Raw genomic sequence first — 18,542 nt, 5'->3', positions numbered from 1 at the left:
GCGTCACTTTGCGCCTCCGAATGCCGAGCCGCGCGAGCGCGTGTCCAGTGCATTACGCAGCGCGTCGCCCATGAACGTGAGCAGCAACAGCGTCACGACGAGCGCCGCAAAGGCCGAAATGGAAATCCACCATGCGTCGAGGTTGTTCTTGCCCTCCTGAAGCAGCTCGCCCAGACTCGGTGTGGGCGGCGGCACGCCCAGGCCCAGAAAATCGAGGCTCGTGAGCGAGAGAATGGCGGCGCTCATGCGAAACGGCAGGAACGTGATGACGGGCGTGAGGCTGTTGGGCAGGATGTGACGCCAGATGATCTCGCGGTTCGAGAGGCCCATGGTGCGCGCAGCCTTCACGTAATCGAGCGAGCGGTTGCGCAGGAATTCGGCGCGCACGTAGTCGGAGAGCACGAGCCAGCCGAACAGCGAAAGCAGGATGAACAGCAGCCATAGCGTGGGCTGGAAGATGGACGCGAAGATGATGAGCAAATAGAGGTCGGGCATGGAACTCCAGATCTCGATCAGGCGCTGACCGATCAGATCGGTGCGACCGCCGTAGAAGCCCTGAAGCGCGCCCGTCAGTACGCCGAAGAACACGCCCGACGCAGTGAGCGCGAGCGCCATCAGCACCGAGACGCGAAAGCCGTACAGCAGCCGCGAAAGCACGTCGCGGCCGAACTGGTCGGTGCCGAGCCAGTTCGATGACGACGGCGGCGCCGGAAACGGGCGCACTGCGAAATAGTCGATCGTGTCGTAGTGGTTGTGGTTGGGCGGATAAATCGCGAAATTGCCGTTCGACGTGATGCGGGAACGGATGTACGGGTCGAGGTAGTTCGCGCGCGCGGGAAAGTCGCCGCCGAACTGCGTTTCGGGGTAGTCCTTCACGATCGGAAAGTAGTAGTGCCCTTCGTAGCGCACCACGAGCGGCCGGTCATTGGCGATCAGTTCACCTACGAGGCTGATGGCGAACAGCGTGACGAAGATCACGAGGCTCCAGTAGCCGAGCCGCTGGCTACGGAAGCGCAGCCACGTGCGCCGCCACGGCGAGGGTGACTGCGGCATGTGCGGAGGCGGCGAAAGCGACGCGGCCGGCAAGGCCGCGTCCACCTCAGCGGTCCATCCGTTCGAACTGGATGCGGGGGTCGACGATGACATAGCAGGCGTCAGCAATGAGTTTGGTGATGAGACCGATCAGCGTGAAGAGAAAGAGCGAGCCCAGCACCACCGGGTAGTCGCGGCGAATCACGGAGTCGTACGAAAGCTGGCCCATGCCGTCGAGCGAAAAGAGCGTCTCGATCAGCAGGTTGCCGTTCAGGAAAGCGCCCACGAACGCGGCGGGCAGGCCCGTGAGCAGCGGAATGGCGGCGTTGCGCAGCACGTGCTTCCAGAGCACGTCGCGTTCGGGCGCGCCCTTCGCCCGTGCCGTGAGCACGTACTGGCGCCCGATCTCTTCAAGGAACGTGTTCTTCGTGAGAATGGTGACGATCGCGAAGTTGCCGACCACGGCCGCGGTGACGGGCAACACGATATGCCAGAGATAGTCGAGCAGCTTGCCGAACGCGGAAAGGCTTTCGAAGTTATCCGAAGTAATGCCGCGCATGGGAAAGACCTGCCAGAACGTACCACCGCCGAACAGCATGAGCAGCAGCACGCCCAGCACGAAGCCCGGGATCGCGTAGCCCACCAGCACCAGCACACTGGTCACGGTATCGAAGCGCGACCCGTTGCGCACGGCCTTCGCGATGCCGAGCGGCACCGACACCGCGTAGGTCAGAATCACGGTCCAAAGCCCCAGCGTGATGGAGACGGGCAACTTCGAGCGAATCACGCTCCACACGCTTTGATGCTGGAAATACGACTGCCCGAGGTCGAACGTCGCATAGCTCTTCAGCATCATGAGGTAGCGCGTGAGCGGCGGCTTGTCGAAACCGAACTGCTTGCGGATCTGTTCGATCTGTTCCGGGCTCACGCCCTGGCTGCCGTGATAGCCGCCGCCCCCGCTGCCGCCTTCACCGTGATGCGCGCCGTGACGCAACTGGTTCACGACCTGCTCGACGGGGCCGCCCGGCACGAACTGCGTCACGACGAACGTCAGCGTCACCACGCCGATCAATGTGGGCACCATGAGCAACAGACGTCGGATGATGTAAGCGAGCATGGTGGTCCTCAATGCGCTGCGGCCGTGGTGCCGGGTTGGGCCGCGCCTTGCGGCTTGCAGTACCAGTAGTCGATCACCCAGTCCTCGTACTGATACGACTTCGGCACCACGGCAGGAAAGCCCAGCGTCGTCTTGTAGCCGATGCGCGCGTTCGGCATGTAGTACTGCGGCACGAGGTAGTACTCGTTGATGAGCACGCGGTCCAGCGCGCGCGTGGCTGTTTCCAGATCGTCGAGCGTCGTGGCGCTGACCGCAGCGTGCACGAGGGCGTCGACGGCGGGCGAACGGATGCCGGGGTAGTTCTCCGATCCGACCTCGCCTGCGGCCTTGCTGCCGAAACGGCGCAGCAGCTCGACGCCCGGAATCGTGACCGGCGGATAGATGAACGTGGTCATGTCGTACTCGAAGTTGTCGAGCCGGCGTTGATAGAGCGCCGCGTCGATCTCGTGCAGATATGCGTTGATGCCGAGCGTCTGCAACGCCTGGGTGTACGGAATGATGAGCCGGTCCATGCCGGGCTGATTGTCCATAATCTCGATCGTCATCGGCGTGCCGTTCGCATCGCGCAGCGCGCCGTCCTTGTAGTGCCAGCCCGCTTCGGCGAGCAGTTCGCGCGCGCGGCGCAGGTTGGCGCGCAGCGAACCCGGCGGCAGCGTGCTGGGTTGGCGCACCATCGGCCCGAACACGGCGGGCGGCAGGTCCTTGCGGAAGGGTTCGAGCAACGCGAGTTCCTTTGGCCCCGGGGTGCCCGTGGCGCCGAACGGCGTGTCCTCGAAATAGCTGTTCGTGCGCACGTACTGACCGTAGAACATCAACCGGTTCATCCAGTCGTAGTCGAACGCGAGCGTGAGCGCTTCGCGCACGCGCACGTCCTGGAACTGCGGCTTGCGCGTGTTGATGAGGAAGCCTTGCATCTGCGGCGGGCCATCGGGGAAGAGGCCCTTCGCGAGCAGCCCCGACTTGAAATTCTTGCCGACGTATTTGCGCGCCCATTGCGTGGCGCTGTATTCGACGTCGGTGTCGTCGTTGCCGGCCTTGAATGCTTCGAGCTTGGTGTACTGGTCGAGATAGAGCCGGAAGTTGATGCGCTCGAAGCGGTACATGCCGCGCCGCGTGGGCAGATTCGCGGCCCAGTAGTGCGGGTTGCGGCGGTAGGTGATCTGCTTGTCGTTGCGGCGCTGCTCGATCAGATACGCGCCGCTCGCAATGGGCGGCACGTTCGAGATCTGATCGAACGGGGGGCGTGTGCCGTCGGCACGCATGCCCCACTTCGGCGAGAAGATGGGCAGGTCGCCCGCGATGAGCGGCGCCGCGCTCGACGCATCGGCGAAGTCGAACCGTACGGTCAGGCGATTCACGACGCTCGCGCGTTTGATCTCAGCGAACTGCGACGAAAAGAGCGGCGAAGCCTGCGGGCTTTTCAGGGTGTCGAGCGAATACTTCACGTCCGCCGCGGTGATGGGGTCGCCATTCGAAAAGCGTGCCGCGGGGTTGATGTGGAAGGTGGCCGAACGCCCGTCCGCCGCCACTTCCACGTCGTCAGCAATGAGCGGGTATTCAGAGGCAAGTTCGTCCCAGCTGCGCTGCATCAGCGTGTCGAACATCAGGTTCTGGATGTCTGGGGCGGCCGCGCCCGTGACGAGGAACGGATTGAGCGAGTCGTAGCTTTGCAGATCGTTGTAGTTCTGGAAATTCAGCGTGCCGTTCGACGGCGCGTTCGGGGCGGCGTAGTCGAAGTGCGTGAAGTCGGGTGGGTATTTCGGATTGCCAAACTGGGCAAGGAACGGGCTGGCTTCGGCAGGCAGCCCGTGTGCGACGAGGAGCGCGCCGAGTGCGACAGCGCCTGGCCGGAGGAACATCGTGCGCAGCATCGTGCGAAGTACGCGATACATCGGGAGTTTCATCATGGGTCACTCGGTCCGCTGCTTCCCGCCCATTTTTCCTCGGGCGGGAAGCAGCGTGTCCATCGGCAGATGCCGTCAGAGCATCAGAAGCGGTACGTCGCGCCCACCTGGAAGAAGCGGCCGAGGTTCGTGTACAGCGACTGGTCGTAGCCCGTGATGTCCGGCACGGCTTGCCATTCCACGTCGAACGGCGGCTTGCGGTCGAACAGGTTCGTGATGCCGCCGTAGATCGTCCAGTGCTTGATGCCGCGGTACGTCGCCATCAGGTTGAACTGGCTGTACGACGCCACCGAAAGCGTGCCGCCGTCGCCGAACTCCGCCGCCACCGCGTTCGTATACGGGCCCGTGTACTGCCACGTGAGCGTCGTCGTGAACATGTGGTAGTCCCAGCTCAGGCTCGTGTTGCCCTTCCAGCGCGGATTGCTCGCGCCGAACGGTTGCAGCAGCGCCAGGTTGTTGCCCGCGAAGTCCTGGGTGGGAGCACCCGGCGTGTTGAGCTTGAAGTGCCACACGTAGGCCCAGTCGCCAGCCAGCGTGAAGGTACCCAGCGACGTGCGAACCGCCTTGCGGAAGTTCATGTCGAAGCCGTCGGTATCGAGCGAACCCAGGTTCACGAACGGCTGCACGATGTAGCGGACCGTACCGTCAGGATTGCGGATGACCTTCGACGGATCGTTCTGGTCGAGCACGGCGTTCGGATCGGCGGTGCCGATCACGCTGTCGATGTGCACCTTGTAGAACGCGGCGCCGATGTCGGTGGTCGCATCCGGCGAAAGCTCGAAGCCGATGTTGTAGTTCTTCGTGTGCTCAGGCTGCAGATTCGGGTTGCCGGTGGTCTGCTCCGTCGTGAAGTGCTTGGTGGGCACGCCGCTCGGGTCGTTCGGGTCCACGAGGTTCTGATGGCCCAGATAAACGGCCTGCGAGTTTTCCACCGCCGTCGGTGCGCGGAAGCCGCGGCTGTACGACGCGTAGGTCGTCAGCATGCGCACCGGCTGGAAGCGCAGCGCGAAGCTGGGCGAGAACGCGCCGCCGAAGTCGCTGTAGTGGTCGTAGCGACCCGCGTGCGTGAACGTGAGGTTGTGCAGGATCGGAATGTCGATCTGATAGAACGCTGCCGCCACGTTGCGCGAAGCGTCCACGGTCTGCACGTTCGCCGGCGCGGTGATGCCCTGCCCGGCGAGCGTCTGCGGATTGATGAGCGACGACTCGTGACGGAACTCCGTACCCACGCCGAATCCCACGTTGCCGGTGGGCAGCGTGAACAGGTTCGTGGTCGACGTCTTCGCCGTGACGCTATCGAGCTTCGAGATGGCCTGCTGGTTGTCGTCGCTGAATACGCCGTTCAGGCCGTTCGGCGTCGCAGCCGGATTCGAGAAGTTGTACGTGCCGTTGGCGAGCATGTTCTCGACGCCAGCCACGTTGAGGCGGTTCGTGAACGTGGAGTCGACCGTGCTCTGCGAGTGGCCGTAATCGAGAGACCAGTCCCACGAACCGAACTTCGCCGTGTCGAACGAGCCCTTCACGCCCGTGGACGCCATCCAGTACGTGGAAACCGTATCCGCCACGCCGACGTTGTTCGGGAACGTCAGGTTGATCGGCGTCGGCACGCCGAACGGGTTAAATGGGTTCGAGGCCGGCACGGTGCGCGAAAGCTGCGTCACGCTGCCCGACGACGGAGTGAAGAAGTTCGACGTGCTTGAGAGTGCCGCGGGGCCCACCAGCTGAACCGTTTCGTCGCGGCTTGCCCAGAAGCCCGCATAGGCTTCAGTGGTGTCATCGATCTTGAAGGTGGCGCGCACCTTCGCGTTGAGCCGCGTGGTCGCCGGAATCAGCGACGTGCCGGCAGCCGTGTTGTAGGTACACGATGCGCCGCCCGTATTCGCCGCGCTGCTGCCCGGGGGGCACGGCGAGAGTGCGGTGGTGGAGCCGGCAGGACCCCAGTACGACTGCTGGTTGGGACCGAGCGGTGCCGCAAGACCGCCGGGGTATTGAGTGAAGTCCTGGTTCTTCGTCATGTCGCGATCGGCAAGCGTCGAACCGCTATCGCGGTAGTAGCTTGCGGCCGCTGTCACGTTGAAGCGATCGGAATTGAGGTCGCCGAAGCCGCCCAATACGCTGAAGCTGCCCTGGCCGTCGCCGGGATGCTGTGCCTTCCCGAGCTGGCCATCGATCTGCAGTCCCTGGAAGTTCTTCTTCGTGACGATGTTGACCACGCCCGCAATGGCGTCCGAGCCATACACTGAAACCGCGCCCGTTTTCACGACGTCGATGTGGTCGACGATGTTGACCGGAATCGAGTTGACGTCGAAGAACGTGTCGGTGAAGTTGACCGCCTGCGCGTAGTTCGCCACGCGTTGACCGTCGACGAGCACCAGCGTGTACTTTTCGCTGAGGCCCCGCAGCGCGATGCCCGCGCCGCCCGGCGCCGAGGTGTTCATCGTGCTCTGCGACCAGCTGCTTGCCGAGTTCGCCGCGGTGCCACGCAGGAAGTCGGCTACGGTGGTGTAGCCACTCTGCTGGATGTCTTTCGCGGTAATCGTCTGCACTTCGAGATTGCTTTGCTTGTCCGCCGAGCGGATCAGCGAGCCTGTCACCTCGAACTTCTGCAGCTTCTTGACGGCCGGTGCTTCAGCCGTTGCTGCACCCGATGCAGCAGCAGGCGCAGCGGCTGCGGGTTGCGTATCGGCGGCGGGTGCCGCACTGGATGAACCGGTGGACGAACCCGTGGTGGCCGGCGGAGTTTGGGCGAAGGCAGACGTGCCGAGCACCGCCGTCAACGCCATTTCGGCCCATAGAATCTTTCGGATGGCCGATCCTAGAACAGTTAGCTTCATATTCCCCTTCTTTACCCTGTCAGTAAGGTCAAGTTGTTATCCCAAACCGGTCTATCCGTCCTCTTGGCTCGCCGAATTCAAGCTTCGCAGGCCCGGTCACCCGTCTTCATCCAGACATCCCAAAACAAGTACTGCAAAGAACTTCGCGCTTCAAAGCCGGTCCATCACCTCTCATTGCGCTATTGCCATGTGCGTGGTCCCAATGCGCCAAAGCCGAAAACAGGTAATACCCGGCCACGCGCTCTACGTATGACGTGAGCACGGCAATCAACACTTACAATTCAGTAATCCTAAGTCACGAGTGCAATAAAACTCGCACGAAACGACGGGTTATTGCATACGACTAGAACAATTTGGGTGTACCCACCCAGACCAGCACCGTTTCTTCAGCGGCCGTATTCGTCCACCCATGCGGCACCGTGGACGCGTAGTGCGCGCTGTCACCGGCCTGCAATCCGAATGTCGTACCTTCCAGCGTGAGAGAGAGCTGTCCGCGGATCACATACAGGAACTCTTCTCCCGCATGCGTGGTTACTTCGGAAGGCTGCTGTCCCGCCGGCATCCTGACCAGGATGGCCTCCAGCTTGCGGTCGTCCGACAGATTCGTCAGGCGTCCAAAAAGATTCGCGGAATCGGCGAACCCGAAGAACTTCAACTCTTCGCCGCGACATACCGACCGTGCTTCGTTCGGTGTCTCGACAAAGTACTGCACGTTCACACCCAGCGCTTCCGCAATGCCGACCAGCGATGTGATGGACGGCGTAGCGTGCCCTCGTTCGACCTGCGAGAGAAACGGCTTCGAAATGCCCGCCGCTTCCGCTGTTTCCGCCAGCGTGTATCTGAGCCGGTGACGCAGCGCGCGAATCTTGCTGCCTATCGCCACAGCATGTACTGCGGCGCGTGCCTTGTTATCGAGTGGCGAAACCATAGCAAGACACAATCCCGTAGTCAAAATTTGTTTGATAAAAGCAAATCATGTTTTGAAGGCTAAGGGCTTTCGTATATCGGCGTGCCGAAATGCGTGGTTTGCCGAGGCTTTAAAAGCGAACATGAGCCGCGTTTAAAACCACGAACAATCCCCTCATCGAGGCTCGTGCCGATCCAGACTTGCGTATGCAGCAATCGATTCCCGACGCCTTCACCTCCCCTTCGTCACTGCGGTCACTGCATACGGCAACGCAAACATCCCGCTTGCTGCGATCACCTGGCGGCCACGAGCAGCCACAACCGTGCGAGGTCCGCGGAGCCGTCCGTGCCCTTCACTGCCCGGAATGCCTGCACCGCACGCGCCTTCTCGCCGGCGATGTAATACGCCTCGCCCAGATGAAGCTGCGCCTGATCCGGATGATCGAGACCACCCTTCTTGATGGCGTCTTCCATCTGGTCGATGCCCTGCTTTGCCTGACCCGCGAACACGAGGTTGAAACCGGCATCTACAGGTGCCACGGGATTGGCGCTATCAGCCGGCCCTTGCGCGCGCTTCGCAGCAAGCGCCTGCAGGCGTTTTTCGCGTTCGGCATCCGGCCCGCGACCCAGCACCCCTGATGTGAAACCCTGGTCGATTACCTGTTTGCCTTCGGCGCTCGTTCCCGCCACGATCGCGAGCTGCGTCATCTCCATGTAGTCTTCGGCAGTGTTGAGCGCACCGGTGGCGCGACGCAGCCGGTAGGTGTCGATATCGAGGCGCGACGAATAGCCGGGTTTCGCGCGTATGGCATGAAACAGGTCGTCCCAGTAGGACTGCTTCGGGTAATACGCGACGAGCTTTTCGAGCGCGGCACGGTACGACGTGTCGTCTTTCACGCGTTGTGCACAAGTGCCGAGCAGTTGCAGCTGGGCTTCGTCAGGCGTGTGTCCTGCGCGCGTCTGTGCATCGACGCTCGACTTGAGCGACGTGACCACGTTTGCGCAGTCGCCCGAGAGGTACCAGGATTGCACGAGCAGCGTGCGCATCTGCGGGTCCGCGCCACCTGCCTTCTGGTAGCGCTGCGCCGTGGCGATGGCGCGTGCGTAGTTCTTCTGCTGGAAGTAGATACCGGCGAGCGCGGCTGTGGTGCGCTGTTCGTCTTCGGCGCTGAGCCGGCCGGAGCCGAGCAGCGACTCGTAGGCCTGCGCCGCCGTCGCGTCGTCGCCTGCGGCCATCGCCGCAGCGCCCCGCATCTCGAGGACCATGTAGTTCTCGTAGGGCGTTTTGTCCGGCACAGCGGCTGCCTGGGCGATCTTCGCCAGCGCGTCCTTGTACTTGTGCGCGCGGTACAGGTCCTGCGCGGCATTGAGCGGCTTCGCCACGTCAGGACGCAATGTGTCCGCAGCCTGTGCCGACGGCAGTGCCGCGATTGTGCACACACCACCGAAGACGGCCGCGACTACAGCCCGGCGCACGAGCGCCACCCTGAACCATTGATGAATCATCGGTGCCCTGCCTTCCTTTCGATTGCGAGTTGCTTAGATGTGCTTTGCGGTTGCGACCCGGCACACCTACTGCATGTATTGCTCGTTGCCGATCAACCCGATCTTCGTCGCACCCACGCGCTGTGCCGCAGCCATCACGGCGGCCACGTCCTTGTACGGCACGAGCCGGTTCGGTCGCAGATGAATCTCGGCCTGGTCCGGCTCGGCAGCCACCTGTGCGAGCCGTGCTTCGAGCGCCGCGCGGTCGGGCACCAGCGTGCCGTTCCACGTCGTCGTGCCGTCGAAATCGATATCGATCTGCACGACTTCGGGCTGCTTTGGCGGAGGCGGCGGATTGCCGACCGGCAGGTCCATCTTCACGGCGTGCATCTGGATCGGAATGGTGATGATCAGCATGATCAGCAACACCAGCATCACGTCGATGAGCGGTGTGGTGTTGATGTCGACCATCACTTCCGGTTCGCTGCCACCGCCCGAAGGTACGTTCATCCCCATCGTCGACTCCTAGCCGCCGCGCGCAGGCGGCTCAGTGATAAATGAAACCTTCGCGATACCCGCGCGCTCGCACGCCGTAATCACGCGTCCGATGAACTCGTAGCGCGTGCTCTGATCGCCGCGCACGTGCACTTCGGGCTGCGGCGTCTGCACGGACACGGTCTTCAGGCGATCCAGCAGCGTCTGCGCGTCCACGTGCGTTTCGTTCCAGAAGAAATCGCCATCGCGGTTCACCGCGATCTCGATACTCTTCGGCTGCGTTTGCAGCGGCTGGATACGCTCCTTCGGCAATTGCAGGGGCACCGTGTGCGTGACGACCGGAATCGTGATCAGAAAGATGATCAGGAGTACCAGCATCACGTCCACGAGCGGCGTGGTGTTGATATTGGAGATGACTTCGTCGCTCTCTGCGTCTCCAACGGTCATGGCCATGGTTGATTACCCCGCCTGTTCGACGAGCTGCGCCTTGCTTGCCACACGCACCTGGCGCTTGCCGCCTGCCAGCACCACGGTATGGAGTTGCGCGCCGAAGGCACGCACGCGTTCCATCACCGACTTGTTGCGGCGAACGAGGAAGTTGTAGCCGAGCACCGCGGGCACGGCGACCGCGAGACCGATGGCCGTCATGATGAGCGCTTCGCCCACAGGGCCCGCCACCTTGTCGATAGAAGCCTGGCCGGCAATACCGATGGCGGTCAGTGCGTGATAGATGCCCCACACCGTGCCGAAGAGACCCACAAACGGCGCCGTGGAGCCCACCGTGCCGAGAAACGCGAGACCGTCCTGCAGGCGGTTCGACACGTTGGTAATGGCGCGCTCGACCGACGCATCGATCCATGTATTGCGATCCACTGCTTCGAGCAACGCTTCGTCGTGATGTTCGCCGGCTTCGATCGCGGTTTCGGCGATGAAGCGGAACGGCGACGATTCCTCGAGTTGCTTCGCGCCTTCTGCCAGCGACGGCGCGCTCCACAGTTGCTCGTCGGCCACCTTGGCGCGGCGGTTGGCGCGGAACTGTTCGAAGAATTTGGTGATCATGATGTACCAGCTACCCATCGACATCACCACGAGCAGACCGAGCACGAAGCGCGCAACGAAGTCGCCGTTTTTCCAGAGCGCACCGAGACCATAGGGATTCTCGACCGCTTCGGTGCTGGCCGGTGCGGGCGGCGGCGCCGGCTGATCGGCAGCGGGCGCAGCCGTTTGAGGCGCAGCCGTTGCCGTCGCCGTCGCATCGCTCGCCTGAGCCCACGCTGCCTGCGGCACCACGAAGGTATCCACCGCGCCTGCTGCGATCACGATGCCTGCCGCCAGAGCGGCGAGAGTACGCTTGTTCATATCTACTCCACTTTGTCCGTTGAACCTGTACAACCTGTGTCGTTAATCAATCGCTACCGGTACCGCACGTGCGGCGTGTTCAGTTCAAGTTGAACGAGAACGGAACCTGTACACGGACAGCCTGGCCCTGAGAAATGCAGTTGAAGCGCCTCACCGTGTTGAACGCAGCGCGATCGAGTACCGGATCTGCGGACTGCGCGACACGCTCGTTCGTGATGTGCCCTTCGGGGTCCACAACGAATTCGATCAGGACGTCACCCGTGATGTTGTTTTCCTGCGCCTCCTTCGGGTACGTCATGGAAGCACGCACCTGATCCGAGTTCGGACACACCACGCCAATCTCATGACTCACCGGCTTGGCGGGCGCCACGGGCGCGGGCGGGGCTGGCGGAGCAACGGCCGGCGCGGACTGCACCGGCGTGGCCTGATGGGTGATGGTGGGCTGAGGCGGCGCCTGCACAGGCACTTCGGGCGGCGGCACGAATGGCGGCGGAGGCGGCGCGAACTTCGGCGGCGGCAACTGCACGACGGGCAGCGGCGGAGGCGGCGGCGGCTTCACCGGCTCGATGATTTTTGTTTCGATGGGATGCTGGATGACATGCACGACCTTGGTCGCAAGGCCGTTGAGGAGCGCGTAGACAAGCAAGACGTGCAGAAGGATGACAGCTGCGATACCGCCGAAGCGGCGCGCGGGACTTTGCTGCTTGCGACCGAACTGGCGTGGGCGCCCCTGCCCTGCCAGCCGGCCCGCCGCAACCGGAAACTGCCCTTCGACTTTCGAGACCACCTTCACACCTCCCTGCGTGAACCGCACATTTCCGTAAGCACCGCACCTTCTGTACTAGATAGTGGTACTAATCGACTGCAATGAAGCCCGACGCGCGAGAAGGAAGCTATAGCGGCCGACAGCGATTGCGGGAGGGCTCGCTACGATCCAGAACCTTACCGAAAGTTGCGCGCCGGACTGGATGGGGTGCAAAGATAGTCACTTCAAAATAGGCGGTCAAACTTTTTTTGATGAGAACATACTGTTTTTAGAGTAATCCCTCGAAAGGCTGAACGCCCCATTGTCACAATTAATGTGGCGTGCATGAAAGCCGCCGCTACAGCCTTAACTGGCACGGCTCCGGCGGAAAACATTAACATCACCTTTCTATTAAATTACAAAACACTATTTCAGTAATTACACCTTATTCAAATACCTTAACCCGGTAAAAAATTGCACCTGAAGCGCATCATTTCCACTGCCGCAGCGGCAATGTCTTACCGGTTTTTCAGAGCAAATTAAAAAGCCGGGTAAACCCGGCTTTTGCATGACAACGCGTTATCCCAGTCAATGGGACAGGTGTGCCCCTTCCCTTCGTTAGTTGCTCATCGCGCCCGACGCTTCGTGCTTCATCGCGTCACCCTTTTTCATCTTGTCGCTCTTTGCCATCTTGTCGTGCTTCATGTTGTCTTTCGACATCGAGTCATGAGACATGGTGTCGTGGGACATGGCGTCGTGAGACATCGCGCCGTTCGCTTCCTGGGCGAATGCCACACCACCCGCCGTCATCAGCGAAATCGTCAGGACTGCCATCGTCATTTTCTTCAGCGTCTTCATGTTGATCACTCCATGGGTTGTGATGAGGTGTGTCTATCCGGCCACGCACCATGCGTTGCCGGGTCTTCTGAAGCACCTGCCGTCCGGGGCCGCCTTTGACCGATCAGGTGTGGCCGCCCGCGCGCGTCAGGAGCCTCCGAACCAGTTGTAGCCCTGATCGACCCAGTAGCCGCCAGGGAACGTGTTGGTGACGAAGATTTCCACGATGTGCTTGGGATTCTTGTAGCCGAGCTTGGTCGGCATTCTCAATTTCATCGGGAATCCGTATTTGGCAGGTAGACGCTCGCCGTCGTAGTCGAACGTGAGCAAAGTCTGGGGATGCAGCGCCGTCGGCATATCGATGCTTTCGTAGTAGTCGTCGGCGCACTTGAAGCCGACGTACTTCGCCGTGGTGTCCGCGCCTGCGCGCCGCAAGAACTCGCGAAACGGCGTGCCGCCCCAGCGTCCGATCGCACTCCAGCCCTCCACGCAGATGTGCCGCGTAATCTGCTCGACGTGCGGCAGCGCGTAGAGTTCGGGCAGCGTCCACACGCGCTGGCCGGTAGCGAGGCCGCTCACCGTGAGACGGTAGGCGGACGCGTCGACGTGAGGCACTTCGTCGATGCCGTAGTAGGCGTTGAACGGAAACGGCCGCGTGATCTGCGCTTCGGTGTAAGTGGGAGCGAGCTGGTTCGGATCGAAGATCGCGGCCTGCGCGCGGTCATTCAGACGCGAGACTGCGCGCAGAAAGCGATTCACCGAATCTTCGTCCGTGACGTTGCAGCCGGTCAGCATCACGAGGCCGCCAAGGCTCATCAACTGCTTGCCGAACGCGCGTCGCGCCGGCATGGCTAGTTCGCGGCGCGCGTCGATGAGGATCGACTCGCGGTCGAGCTTCGCTATCGTTTTTTTGCTTTCCATGCTCATGACGTTTCTCCTTAACGTCCGCGCAGCATCGCAACGAGCGAGCGCGGAACGAGCGCCACCATCACGAGATGCACGGCGACGAATGCGACCATCAACGACATCGCAACGAAATGCACGACGCGTGCATTGTCGTAGCCGCCCATCAAGTCACGCAGCAGCGGGAACTGCACCGATTTCCAGACGGCGAGCCCGGACAGCACGAGCACGATCAGATCGGCTATCACGAACACATACGCTGCCTTCTGTACGGCGTTGTAGTGGCGCAGGTCGGCGTGCGAAAGCTTGCCGGTGAGCGCACCCACGAGGTCGCGCAGCACCGCGCGTGGCGTGAGCGGCAGGTACTTTCGTGCGAAACGGCCTGTGGCGAGGTTCAGCGCGAGATAGACGAGTCCATTGAAAACAAGCAGCCACATCGCCGCGAAGTGCCACAGCAGCGCACCGCCCAACCAGCCGCCGAGCGTGACGGCATTCGGAAAACTGAAACCCGCGAACACCGGCGACGCGTTATAGATGCGCCAGCCGGAAAACATCATCACGAGCGCGGCCAGCGCGTTGAGCCAGTGCGTGAGGCGCAGCCAAAGCGGATGAATGACGCCGCCGGAAGGATGCGTTCGTTTCTCGGTGGGCGCGTCGCGATGCACATCGCGAGCGCTCGTTTCAGGGGTGGCCATATCGATCTCCAGGAAAAATCCGGTCAGTGGCACGCAGGCAGGTCGGCTGCCTGGAGGACGTCACCGCTCGCCGCATTTTCGACGAAGGCGACGACGCCGAACGACCCACGCGAGGCTTTGAGCGCGTCCTGGGCGTCGGCCGGCAAGGCGATCTCGCGCTCGATGTGCGCATGTCCCGCATCCAGCGCGACAGGGCCGATCCATTGGCGCACCACGCGATCGTGATGCAGGGTCGCACCGCTGTTCTCGCCGGCGCGCACCTGCGTCGTGAGCGCGTTCTCGTAGACGGCCACGTAGGCGTCGAGCGGACCACGCTCGCGTGCGCCGTGAGCCGTGAATTGCGCATCGACCACGACATGCATCGGTTGCGTCGACGCTGCCGCGCCCATTACGCCCATTACTGAGGAAGCCGAATCAGTACCAGCCGGTTCGAGCGTGATCGTGATGTCGGCTGCGGCCGGTTCAGAGCGCACCTGCGCGACGAGTGCATCGAAACTCGCGGCATGCGACCAGTTGCGCAACTCGCGTCCCGAAACGAACACTTCGGGCGTGTAGACGAGATGACCTCCGGCGCGCTCGGCGAGACCTTGTTGGCGTTCCGTAAAACTGTGCCGCGAAAAGCGATCGGTCCACCCGAGGCTGTTCCAGTAATCGACGTGCAGCGCGAGCGGCACCACCCCGCTCGCCGTGCCGCCGTCTTTCCACTGGCTCAGCCAATGGTCCGCGGGCGGGCAACTGCTGCAACCTTCGCTGCTGTAGAGCTCGACGAGCGCGACACGATGCGCCGGGCTACGCGCCGTGCAGACCGACGCAGCCTGCGCCGCGCCGCTCACCGCCCATACGAGCGAGAGCGCCAACGCCCGTATGCACCGCGTGCTCATCCATCCGTATCTGGTCTGCATCACCGGCTCCAATCGAGGAAACTGCACGTTGGTCGGTGGTGTGAGCCACTTATGACAGCGCCAGCGAAAATTTTTTGTGCCGACGCAAACGCAATGCCGATAGCAGCCACGAGCCGGTATACGGACGCGGTGCTATGATGAATTCGTTCCATCTGCTCAATGCCTCGCGCGACACGCGCTTGCGCTAACGCCTGTTTCTCCCATGCCCGCGCCCCGCACCCGAATGCCGAGTCTCATGCGTCGCCACCGCCGAACGGGCGTGGCGAGCGCACGCGCTCGCCGTACGTTCGCGCGAGCGTGCCTTGCCGGTCTTGCCGTCGCGCCGCTCTCCACCGCCCGGCGCCCGATCTGAACCAGCCCTCCCTCAAGCTTATGGAGCCGGCCGGTCGGGCTCCGGGCCAGTCGCATCCGCAAGCTTTTCTTTTCTGGATCGAACAGGAGAACCGCTGTGAAGAAGAAAAAGATCTGCTATCTGACCGAGCTCGAAGTGGCCCGCCTGACGAAATTTGCGGCCGAGCCCGCGCTCGCGCATCAACGTCAACCATTGCTCGATGAGTTGCTGGAGCATGCGGCCATCGTGGATGCGCACGAGATTGCGCGTAATGTGGTGACGATCGGATCGCAGGTCGTGCTGCTCGACGAACAGACGGGCGAATCCATGACGTGGACCGTCGTCTACCCACCGCAGGCCGACGTGGCGCACGGACGGCTCAACGTGTTTTCGCCTGCGGGCCACGCGCTGCTTGGTGCGAAGCGTGGCGAGCACATTCACTTCACGACGCCGGGCGGCGTGCAGAAGGCGATGAAGGTCGACAAGATCCTGTATCAGCCCGAGGCGGCCAACGACACCGCGTCGTGAAATTGCCGCGGCGCAGCGCCGCCTCTGGTGCGCCGAAAAGGTCTGGCAGCGGGTCCAGATGCCTATACAGGACCGGTACAAGGCGGGGTGCGGAACGGGTTGCCAAGCTGCAACCGCCCGGTGTATCTTGACGGCTGCTTGCGCGGGGGTCCTGCGTCGGCGTCGCTTCGGCGACGCTTGCCGCGGGTGAGAAATACCCTTTGAACCTGATCTGGATAATGCCAGCGCAGGGAAGCGTCCGGGTTTCGCCTCGGTTTCATCGGCTTTCGGGCCACCTCTTCTCGCGAAATCCGTCCACGTTCATTTCGTCTCCTGCGTAGCGAACCCACATCAGGAGAGATGCATGAACGCGAACCCAAAATTCCTTTCCGCTGACGCGCGTGTGGACGCCGCCGCCGTCGAACCGCTGCCGAACTCACGCAAGGTCTACGTGACCGGCTCGCAGCCCGACATCCGCGTGCCGATGCGCGAAATCACCCAGGCCGACACGCCCACGGCGTTCGGCGGCGAGAAGAATCCACCCGTCTACGTTTACGACACCTCCGGTCCCTACACCGACCCCGAAGCGCGCATCGACATCCGCGCGGGTCTGCCCGCGCTGCGCCAGCGCTGGATCGAAGCACGCGGCGACACGGAAGCGCTGCCGGGCCTCTCGAGCGCCTACGGCCGCGAGCGTGCCGCCGACGCCGCCACCGCCGAACTGCGCTTTCCGGGCCTGCACCGCACGCCGCGCCGCGCGAAAGCCGGCCGCAACGTCACGCAGATGCACTACGCGCGCCAGGGCATCGTCACGCCGGAAATGGAGTACATCGCGATCCGCGAGAACCAGCGCCGCGCCGAATATCTGGAAAGCCTGCGTGCGAGCGGCCCGAACGGCGAAAAGCTCGCCGCGATGATGGGCCGTCAGCATCCGGGCCAGGCGTTCGGCGCCACGGCGTTCGGTGCAAACGCGCCGAAAGAGATCACGCCCGATTTCGTGCGCGAGGAAGTGGCGCGCGGCCGTGCCATCATCCCGGCGAACATCAATCACCCGGAAACGGAGCCGATGATCATCGGCCGCAACTTCCTCGTGAAGATCAACGCGAACATCGGCAACTCGGCGGTGACGTCGTCGATCGGCGAGGAAGTGGACAAGATGACGTGGGCCATCCGCTGGGGCGGCGACACGGTCATGGATCTCTCCACCGGCAAGCACATTCATGAAACGCGCGAATGGATCATTCGCAACAGCCCGGTGCCCATCGGTACGGTGCCGATCTATCAGGCGCTCGAAAAGGTTCACGGCAAAGCAGAAGAACTCACGTGGGAAATTTTCCGCGACACGCTGATCGAGCAGGCCGAGCAAGGCGTGGACTACTTCACGATCCACGCCGGCGTGCGCCTGCCTTACGTGCCGATGACAGCCAGGCGCATGACCGGCATCGTGTCGCGCGGCGGCTCGATCATGGCCAAGTGGTGTCTCGCGCATCATCGCGAAAGCTTCCTGTACGAGCACTTCGAAGAGATCTGCGAAATCATGAAGGCGTACGACGTGAGCTTCTCGCTGGGCGACGGCCTGCGTCCCGGCTCCATCTACGACGCCAACGACGAAGCGCAACTGGCCGAACTCAAGACGCTCGGCGAGCTCACGCAGATCGCGTGGAAGCATGACGTGCAGACCATGATCGAGGGCCCCGGCCACGTGCCCATGCAGCTCATCAAGGAGAACATGGACCTGCAGCTCGACTGGTGCGACGAGGCGCCGTTCTACACGCTCGGGCCGCTCACCACCGACATCGCGCCAGGTTACGACCACATTACGTCGGGCATCGGCGCGGCGATGATCGGCTGGTTCGGCACGGCGATGCTCTGCTACGTGACGCCCAAAGAGCACCTCGGCCTGCCCGACAAGAACGACGTCAAGGAAGGCATCATCACGTACAAGCTCGCGGCGCACGCGGCGGATCTCGCGAAGGGACACCCCGGCGCGCAGGTGCGCGACAACGCGCTTTCGAAGGCCCGATTCGAGTTCCGCTGGGAAGACCAGTTCAACCTGGGCCTCGACCCGGACAAGGCACGCCAGTTCCACGACGAAACGCTGCCGAAGGACTCGGCGAAGGTGGCGCACTTCTGCTCGATGTGCGGCCCGCACTTCTGCTCGATGAAGATCACACAGGACGTGCGCGAATACGCTGCAAAAGAAGGCCTGAGCGACGACGAAGCGCTGAAGAAAGGCATGGAAGTGAAGGCTGTCGAGTTCGTCAAGCAAGGCGCCGAAATCTACCAGCGGCAATGACGTAAGCGCGGGCTTTGCCCTGCGCCGTCTGCGTGTTCGAGCTTGCGCCCTGCAGCATGGCGCGACCGGACGGCGGCGCAGGCCTTGGTGCAGGCCTAAGTCCAGGCCAATTCGGGCGGTGGCGATGCAGCGAAATTGCGCTGCATCGCCACCGCCCGAAACATTTATTTACCGATCCGACAATCTGCTGACAA

16 protein-coding genes and 1 riboswitch are annotated in these 18,542 nt (G+C 62.6%); of the genes, 2 read left to right on the top strand and 14 right to left on the bottom strand.

The features are described 5' to 3' along the window. Positions 1-3: 3 nt before the first annotated feature. The 14 genes from PXJ20_RS11150 to PXJ20_RS11085 form a co-directional block, all read right to left on the bottom strand. Positions 4-1,146, bottom strand: a complete 1,143-nt coding sequence (locus tag PXJ20_RS11150; protein ID WP_421030715.1) for an ABC transporter permease — start codon at positions 1,144-1,146, stop codon at positions 4-6. After that, a complete protein-coding gene (locus PXJ20_RS11145; RefSeq protein WP_017777880.1) occupies positions 1,100-2,149 on the bottom strand; it encodes a microcin C ABC transporter permease YejB in 1,050 nt (349 codons plus the stop codon). Before PXJ20_RS11145 ends, PXJ20_RS11150 begins: the two co-directional genes overlap by 47 nt. A gap of 8 nt (positions 2,150-2,157) precedes the next feature. Beyond that, positions 2,158-4,008, bottom strand: a complete 1,851-nt coding sequence (locus tag PXJ20_RS11140) for an extracellular solute-binding protein (protein WP_413213862.1) — start codon at positions 4,006-4,008, stop codon at positions 2,158-2,160. A gap of 128 nt (positions 4,009-4,136) precedes the next feature. Then, on the bottom strand, positions 4,137-6,887 hold the full coding sequence (locus PXJ20_RS11135) for a TonB-dependent receptor plug domain-containing protein (RefSeq protein ID WP_421030714.1): 2,751 nt from the start codon (positions 6,885-6,887) through the stop codon (positions 4,137-4,139). Between the two features lie 343 nt (positions 6,888-7,230). Next, the gene (locus PXJ20_RS11130) at positions 7,231-7,815 is read right to left on the bottom strand and encodes a helix-turn-helix domain-containing protein (protein WP_033351945.1); all 585 of its coding nucleotides are present in this window, start codon (positions 7,813-7,815) and stop codon (positions 7,231-7,233) included. Between the two features lie 272 nt (positions 7,816-8,087). Next, positions 8,088-9,299: a tetratricopeptide repeat protein gene (locus tag PXJ20_RS11125; RefSeq protein WP_413213593.1), complete on the bottom strand. Its 1,212-nt coding sequence runs from the start codon at positions 9,297-9,299 to the stop codon at positions 8,088-8,090. Between the two features lie 66 nt (positions 9,300-9,365). Further along, positions 9,366-9,794 carry an ExbD/TolR family protein gene (locus PXJ20_RS11120; RefSeq protein ID WP_026122061.1) on the bottom strand — a complete coding sequence of 143 codons (429 nt, stop codon included), beginning with the start codon at positions 9,792-9,794 and terminating at the stop codon, positions 9,366-9,368. A gap of 9 nt (positions 9,795-9,803) precedes the next feature. Further along, positions 9,804-10,226 carry an ExbD/TolR family protein gene (locus tag PXJ20_RS11115; RefSeq protein WP_017777874.1) on the bottom strand — a complete coding sequence of 141 codons (423 nt, stop codon included), beginning with the start codon at positions 10,224-10,226 and terminating at the stop codon, positions 9,804-9,806. 6 nt (positions 10,227-10,232) lie between these two features. Continuing rightward, on the bottom strand, positions 10,233-11,132 hold the full coding sequence (locus PXJ20_RS11110) for a MotA/TolQ/ExbB proton channel family protein (protein ID WP_421030713.1): 900 nt from the start codon (positions 11,130-11,132) through the stop codon (positions 10,233-10,235). Between the two features lie 79 nt (positions 11,133-11,211). Next, positions 11,212-11,919, bottom strand: coding sequence for an energy transducer TonB (locus PXJ20_RS11105; protein WP_026122060.1), 708 nt, complete (start codon positions 11,917-11,919; stop codon positions 11,212-11,214). Positions 11,920-12,495: 576 nt separating this feature from the next. Further along, positions 12,496-12,735: a pentapeptide MXKDX repeat protein gene (locus PXJ20_RS11100; RefSeq protein ID WP_421030712.1), complete on the bottom strand. Its 240-nt coding sequence runs from the start codon at positions 12,733-12,735 to the stop codon at positions 12,496-12,498. A 126-nt stretch (positions 12,736-12,861) separates the two neighbouring features. Beyond that, positions 12,862-13,641 (bottom strand): molybdopterin-dependent oxidoreductase, encoded by a 780-nt coding sequence (locus tag PXJ20_RS11095; RefSeq protein WP_277597739.1) that lies wholly within the window; start codon positions 13,639-13,641, stop codon positions 12,862-12,864. Positions 13,642-13,652: 11 nt separating this feature from the next. After that, the gene (locus PXJ20_RS11090) at positions 13,653-14,312 is read right to left on the bottom strand and encodes a cytochrome b/b6 domain-containing protein (RefSeq protein WP_421030711.1); all 660 of its coding nucleotides are present in this window, start codon (positions 14,310-14,312) and stop codon (positions 13,653-13,655) included. A gap of 23 nt (positions 14,313-14,335) precedes the next feature. Further along, positions 14,336-15,214 (bottom strand): DUF1223 domain-containing protein, encoded by an 879-nt coding sequence (locus tag PXJ20_RS11085; RefSeq protein ID WP_421030710.1) that lies wholly within the window; start codon positions 15,212-15,214, stop codon positions 14,336-14,338. A gap of 448 nt (positions 15,215-15,662) precedes the next feature. On the opposite strand from PXJ20_RS11085, the gene PXJ20_RS11080 reads away from it, so the two are divergent. Both PXJ20_RS11080 and thiC read left to right on the top strand, forming a co-directional pair. After that, positions 15,663-16,073 carry a GreA/GreB family elongation factor gene (locus tag PXJ20_RS11080; protein ID WP_126875818.1) on the top strand — a complete coding sequence of 137 codons (411 nt, stop codon included), beginning with the start codon at positions 15,663-15,665 and terminating at the stop codon, positions 16,071-16,073. Between the two features lie 134 nt (positions 16,074-16,207). Continuing rightward, a riboswitch (TPP riboswitch) is annotated at positions 16,208-16,324 on the top strand. A 92-nt stretch (positions 16,325-16,416) separates the two neighbouring features. Then, positions 16,417-18,348: a phosphomethylpyrimidine synthase ThiC gene (thiC, locus tag PXJ20_RS11075; RefSeq protein ID WP_277597737.1), complete on the top strand. Its 1,932-nt coding sequence runs from the start codon at positions 16,417-16,419 to the stop codon at positions 18,346-18,348. Positions 18,349-18,542 lie beyond the last annotated feature (194 nt).

The sequence above is a fragment of the Paraburkholderia sp. A1RI_3L genome (assembly GCF_048957895.1).
GTDB lineage: Bacteria > Pseudomonadota > Gammaproteobacteria > Burkholderiales > Burkholderiaceae > Paraburkholderia > Paraburkholderia kururiensis.
The sequence above is the reverse complement of the archived record's forward strand: the minus strand, read 5'-3'. Positions and strand labels throughout refer to the sequence as shown.

What these genes read in the sequence shown, in the direction of transcription:
- PXJ20_RS11130 (WP_033351945.1), bottom strand. Translation starts at nt 7,815, where the DNA reads ATGGTTTCGCCACTCGATAACAAGGCACGCGCCGCAGTACATGCTGTG.
- PXJ20_RS11140 (WP_413213862.1), bottom strand. Translation starts at nt 4,008, where the DNA reads ATGTTCCTCCGGCCAGGCGCTGTCGCACTCGGCGCGCTCCTCGTCGCA.
- PXJ20_RS11125 (WP_413213593.1), bottom strand. Translation starts at nt 9,299, where the DNA reads ATGATTCATCAATGGTTCAGGGTGGCGCTCGTGCGCCGGGCTGTAGTC.
- PXJ20_RS11100 (WP_421030712.1), bottom strand. Translation starts at nt 12,735, where the DNA reads ATGAAGACGCTGAAGAAAATGACGATGGCAGTCCTGACGATTTCGCTG.
- PXJ20_RS11110 (WP_421030713.1), bottom strand. Translation starts at nt 11,132, where the DNA reads ATGAACAAGCGTACTCTCGCCGCTCTGGCGGCAGGCATCGTGATCGCA.
- PXJ20_RS11145 (WP_017777880.1), bottom strand. Translation starts at nt 2,149, where the DNA reads ATGCTCGCTTACATCATCCGACGTCTGTTGCTCATGGTGCCCACATTG.
- PXJ20_RS11115 (WP_017777874.1), bottom strand. Translation starts at nt 10,226, where the DNA reads ATGGCCATGACCGTTGGAGACGCAGAGAGCGACGAAGTCATCTCCAAT.
- PXJ20_RS11085 (WP_421030710.1), bottom strand. Translation starts at nt 15,214, where the DNA reads ATGCAGACCAGATACGGATGGATGAGCACGCGGTGCATACGGGCGTTG.
- PXJ20_RS11150 (WP_421030715.1), bottom strand. Translation starts at nt 1,146, where the DNA reads ATGTCATCGTCGACCCCCGCATCCAGTTCGAACGGATGGACCGCTGAG.
- PXJ20_RS11135 (WP_421030714.1), bottom strand. Translation starts at nt 6,887, where the DNA reads ATGAAGCTAACTGTTCTAGGATCGGCCATCCGAAAGATTCTATGGGCC.
- PXJ20_RS11090 (WP_421030711.1), bottom strand. Translation starts at nt 14,312, where the DNA reads ATGGCCACCCCTGAAACGAGCGCTCGCGATGTGCATCGCGACGCGCCC.
- PXJ20_RS11095 (WP_277597739.1), bottom strand. Translation starts at nt 13,641, where the DNA reads ATGAGCATGGAAAGCAAAAAAACGATAGCGAAGCTCGACCGCGAGTCG.
- PXJ20_RS11120 (WP_026122061.1), bottom strand. Translation starts at nt 9,794, where the DNA reads ATGGGGATGAACGTACCTTCGGGCGGTGGCAGCGAACCGGAAGTGATG.
- thiC (WP_277597737.1), top strand. Translation starts at nt 16,417, where the DNA reads ATGAACGCGAACCCAAAATTCCTTTCCGCTGACGCGCGTGTGGACGCC.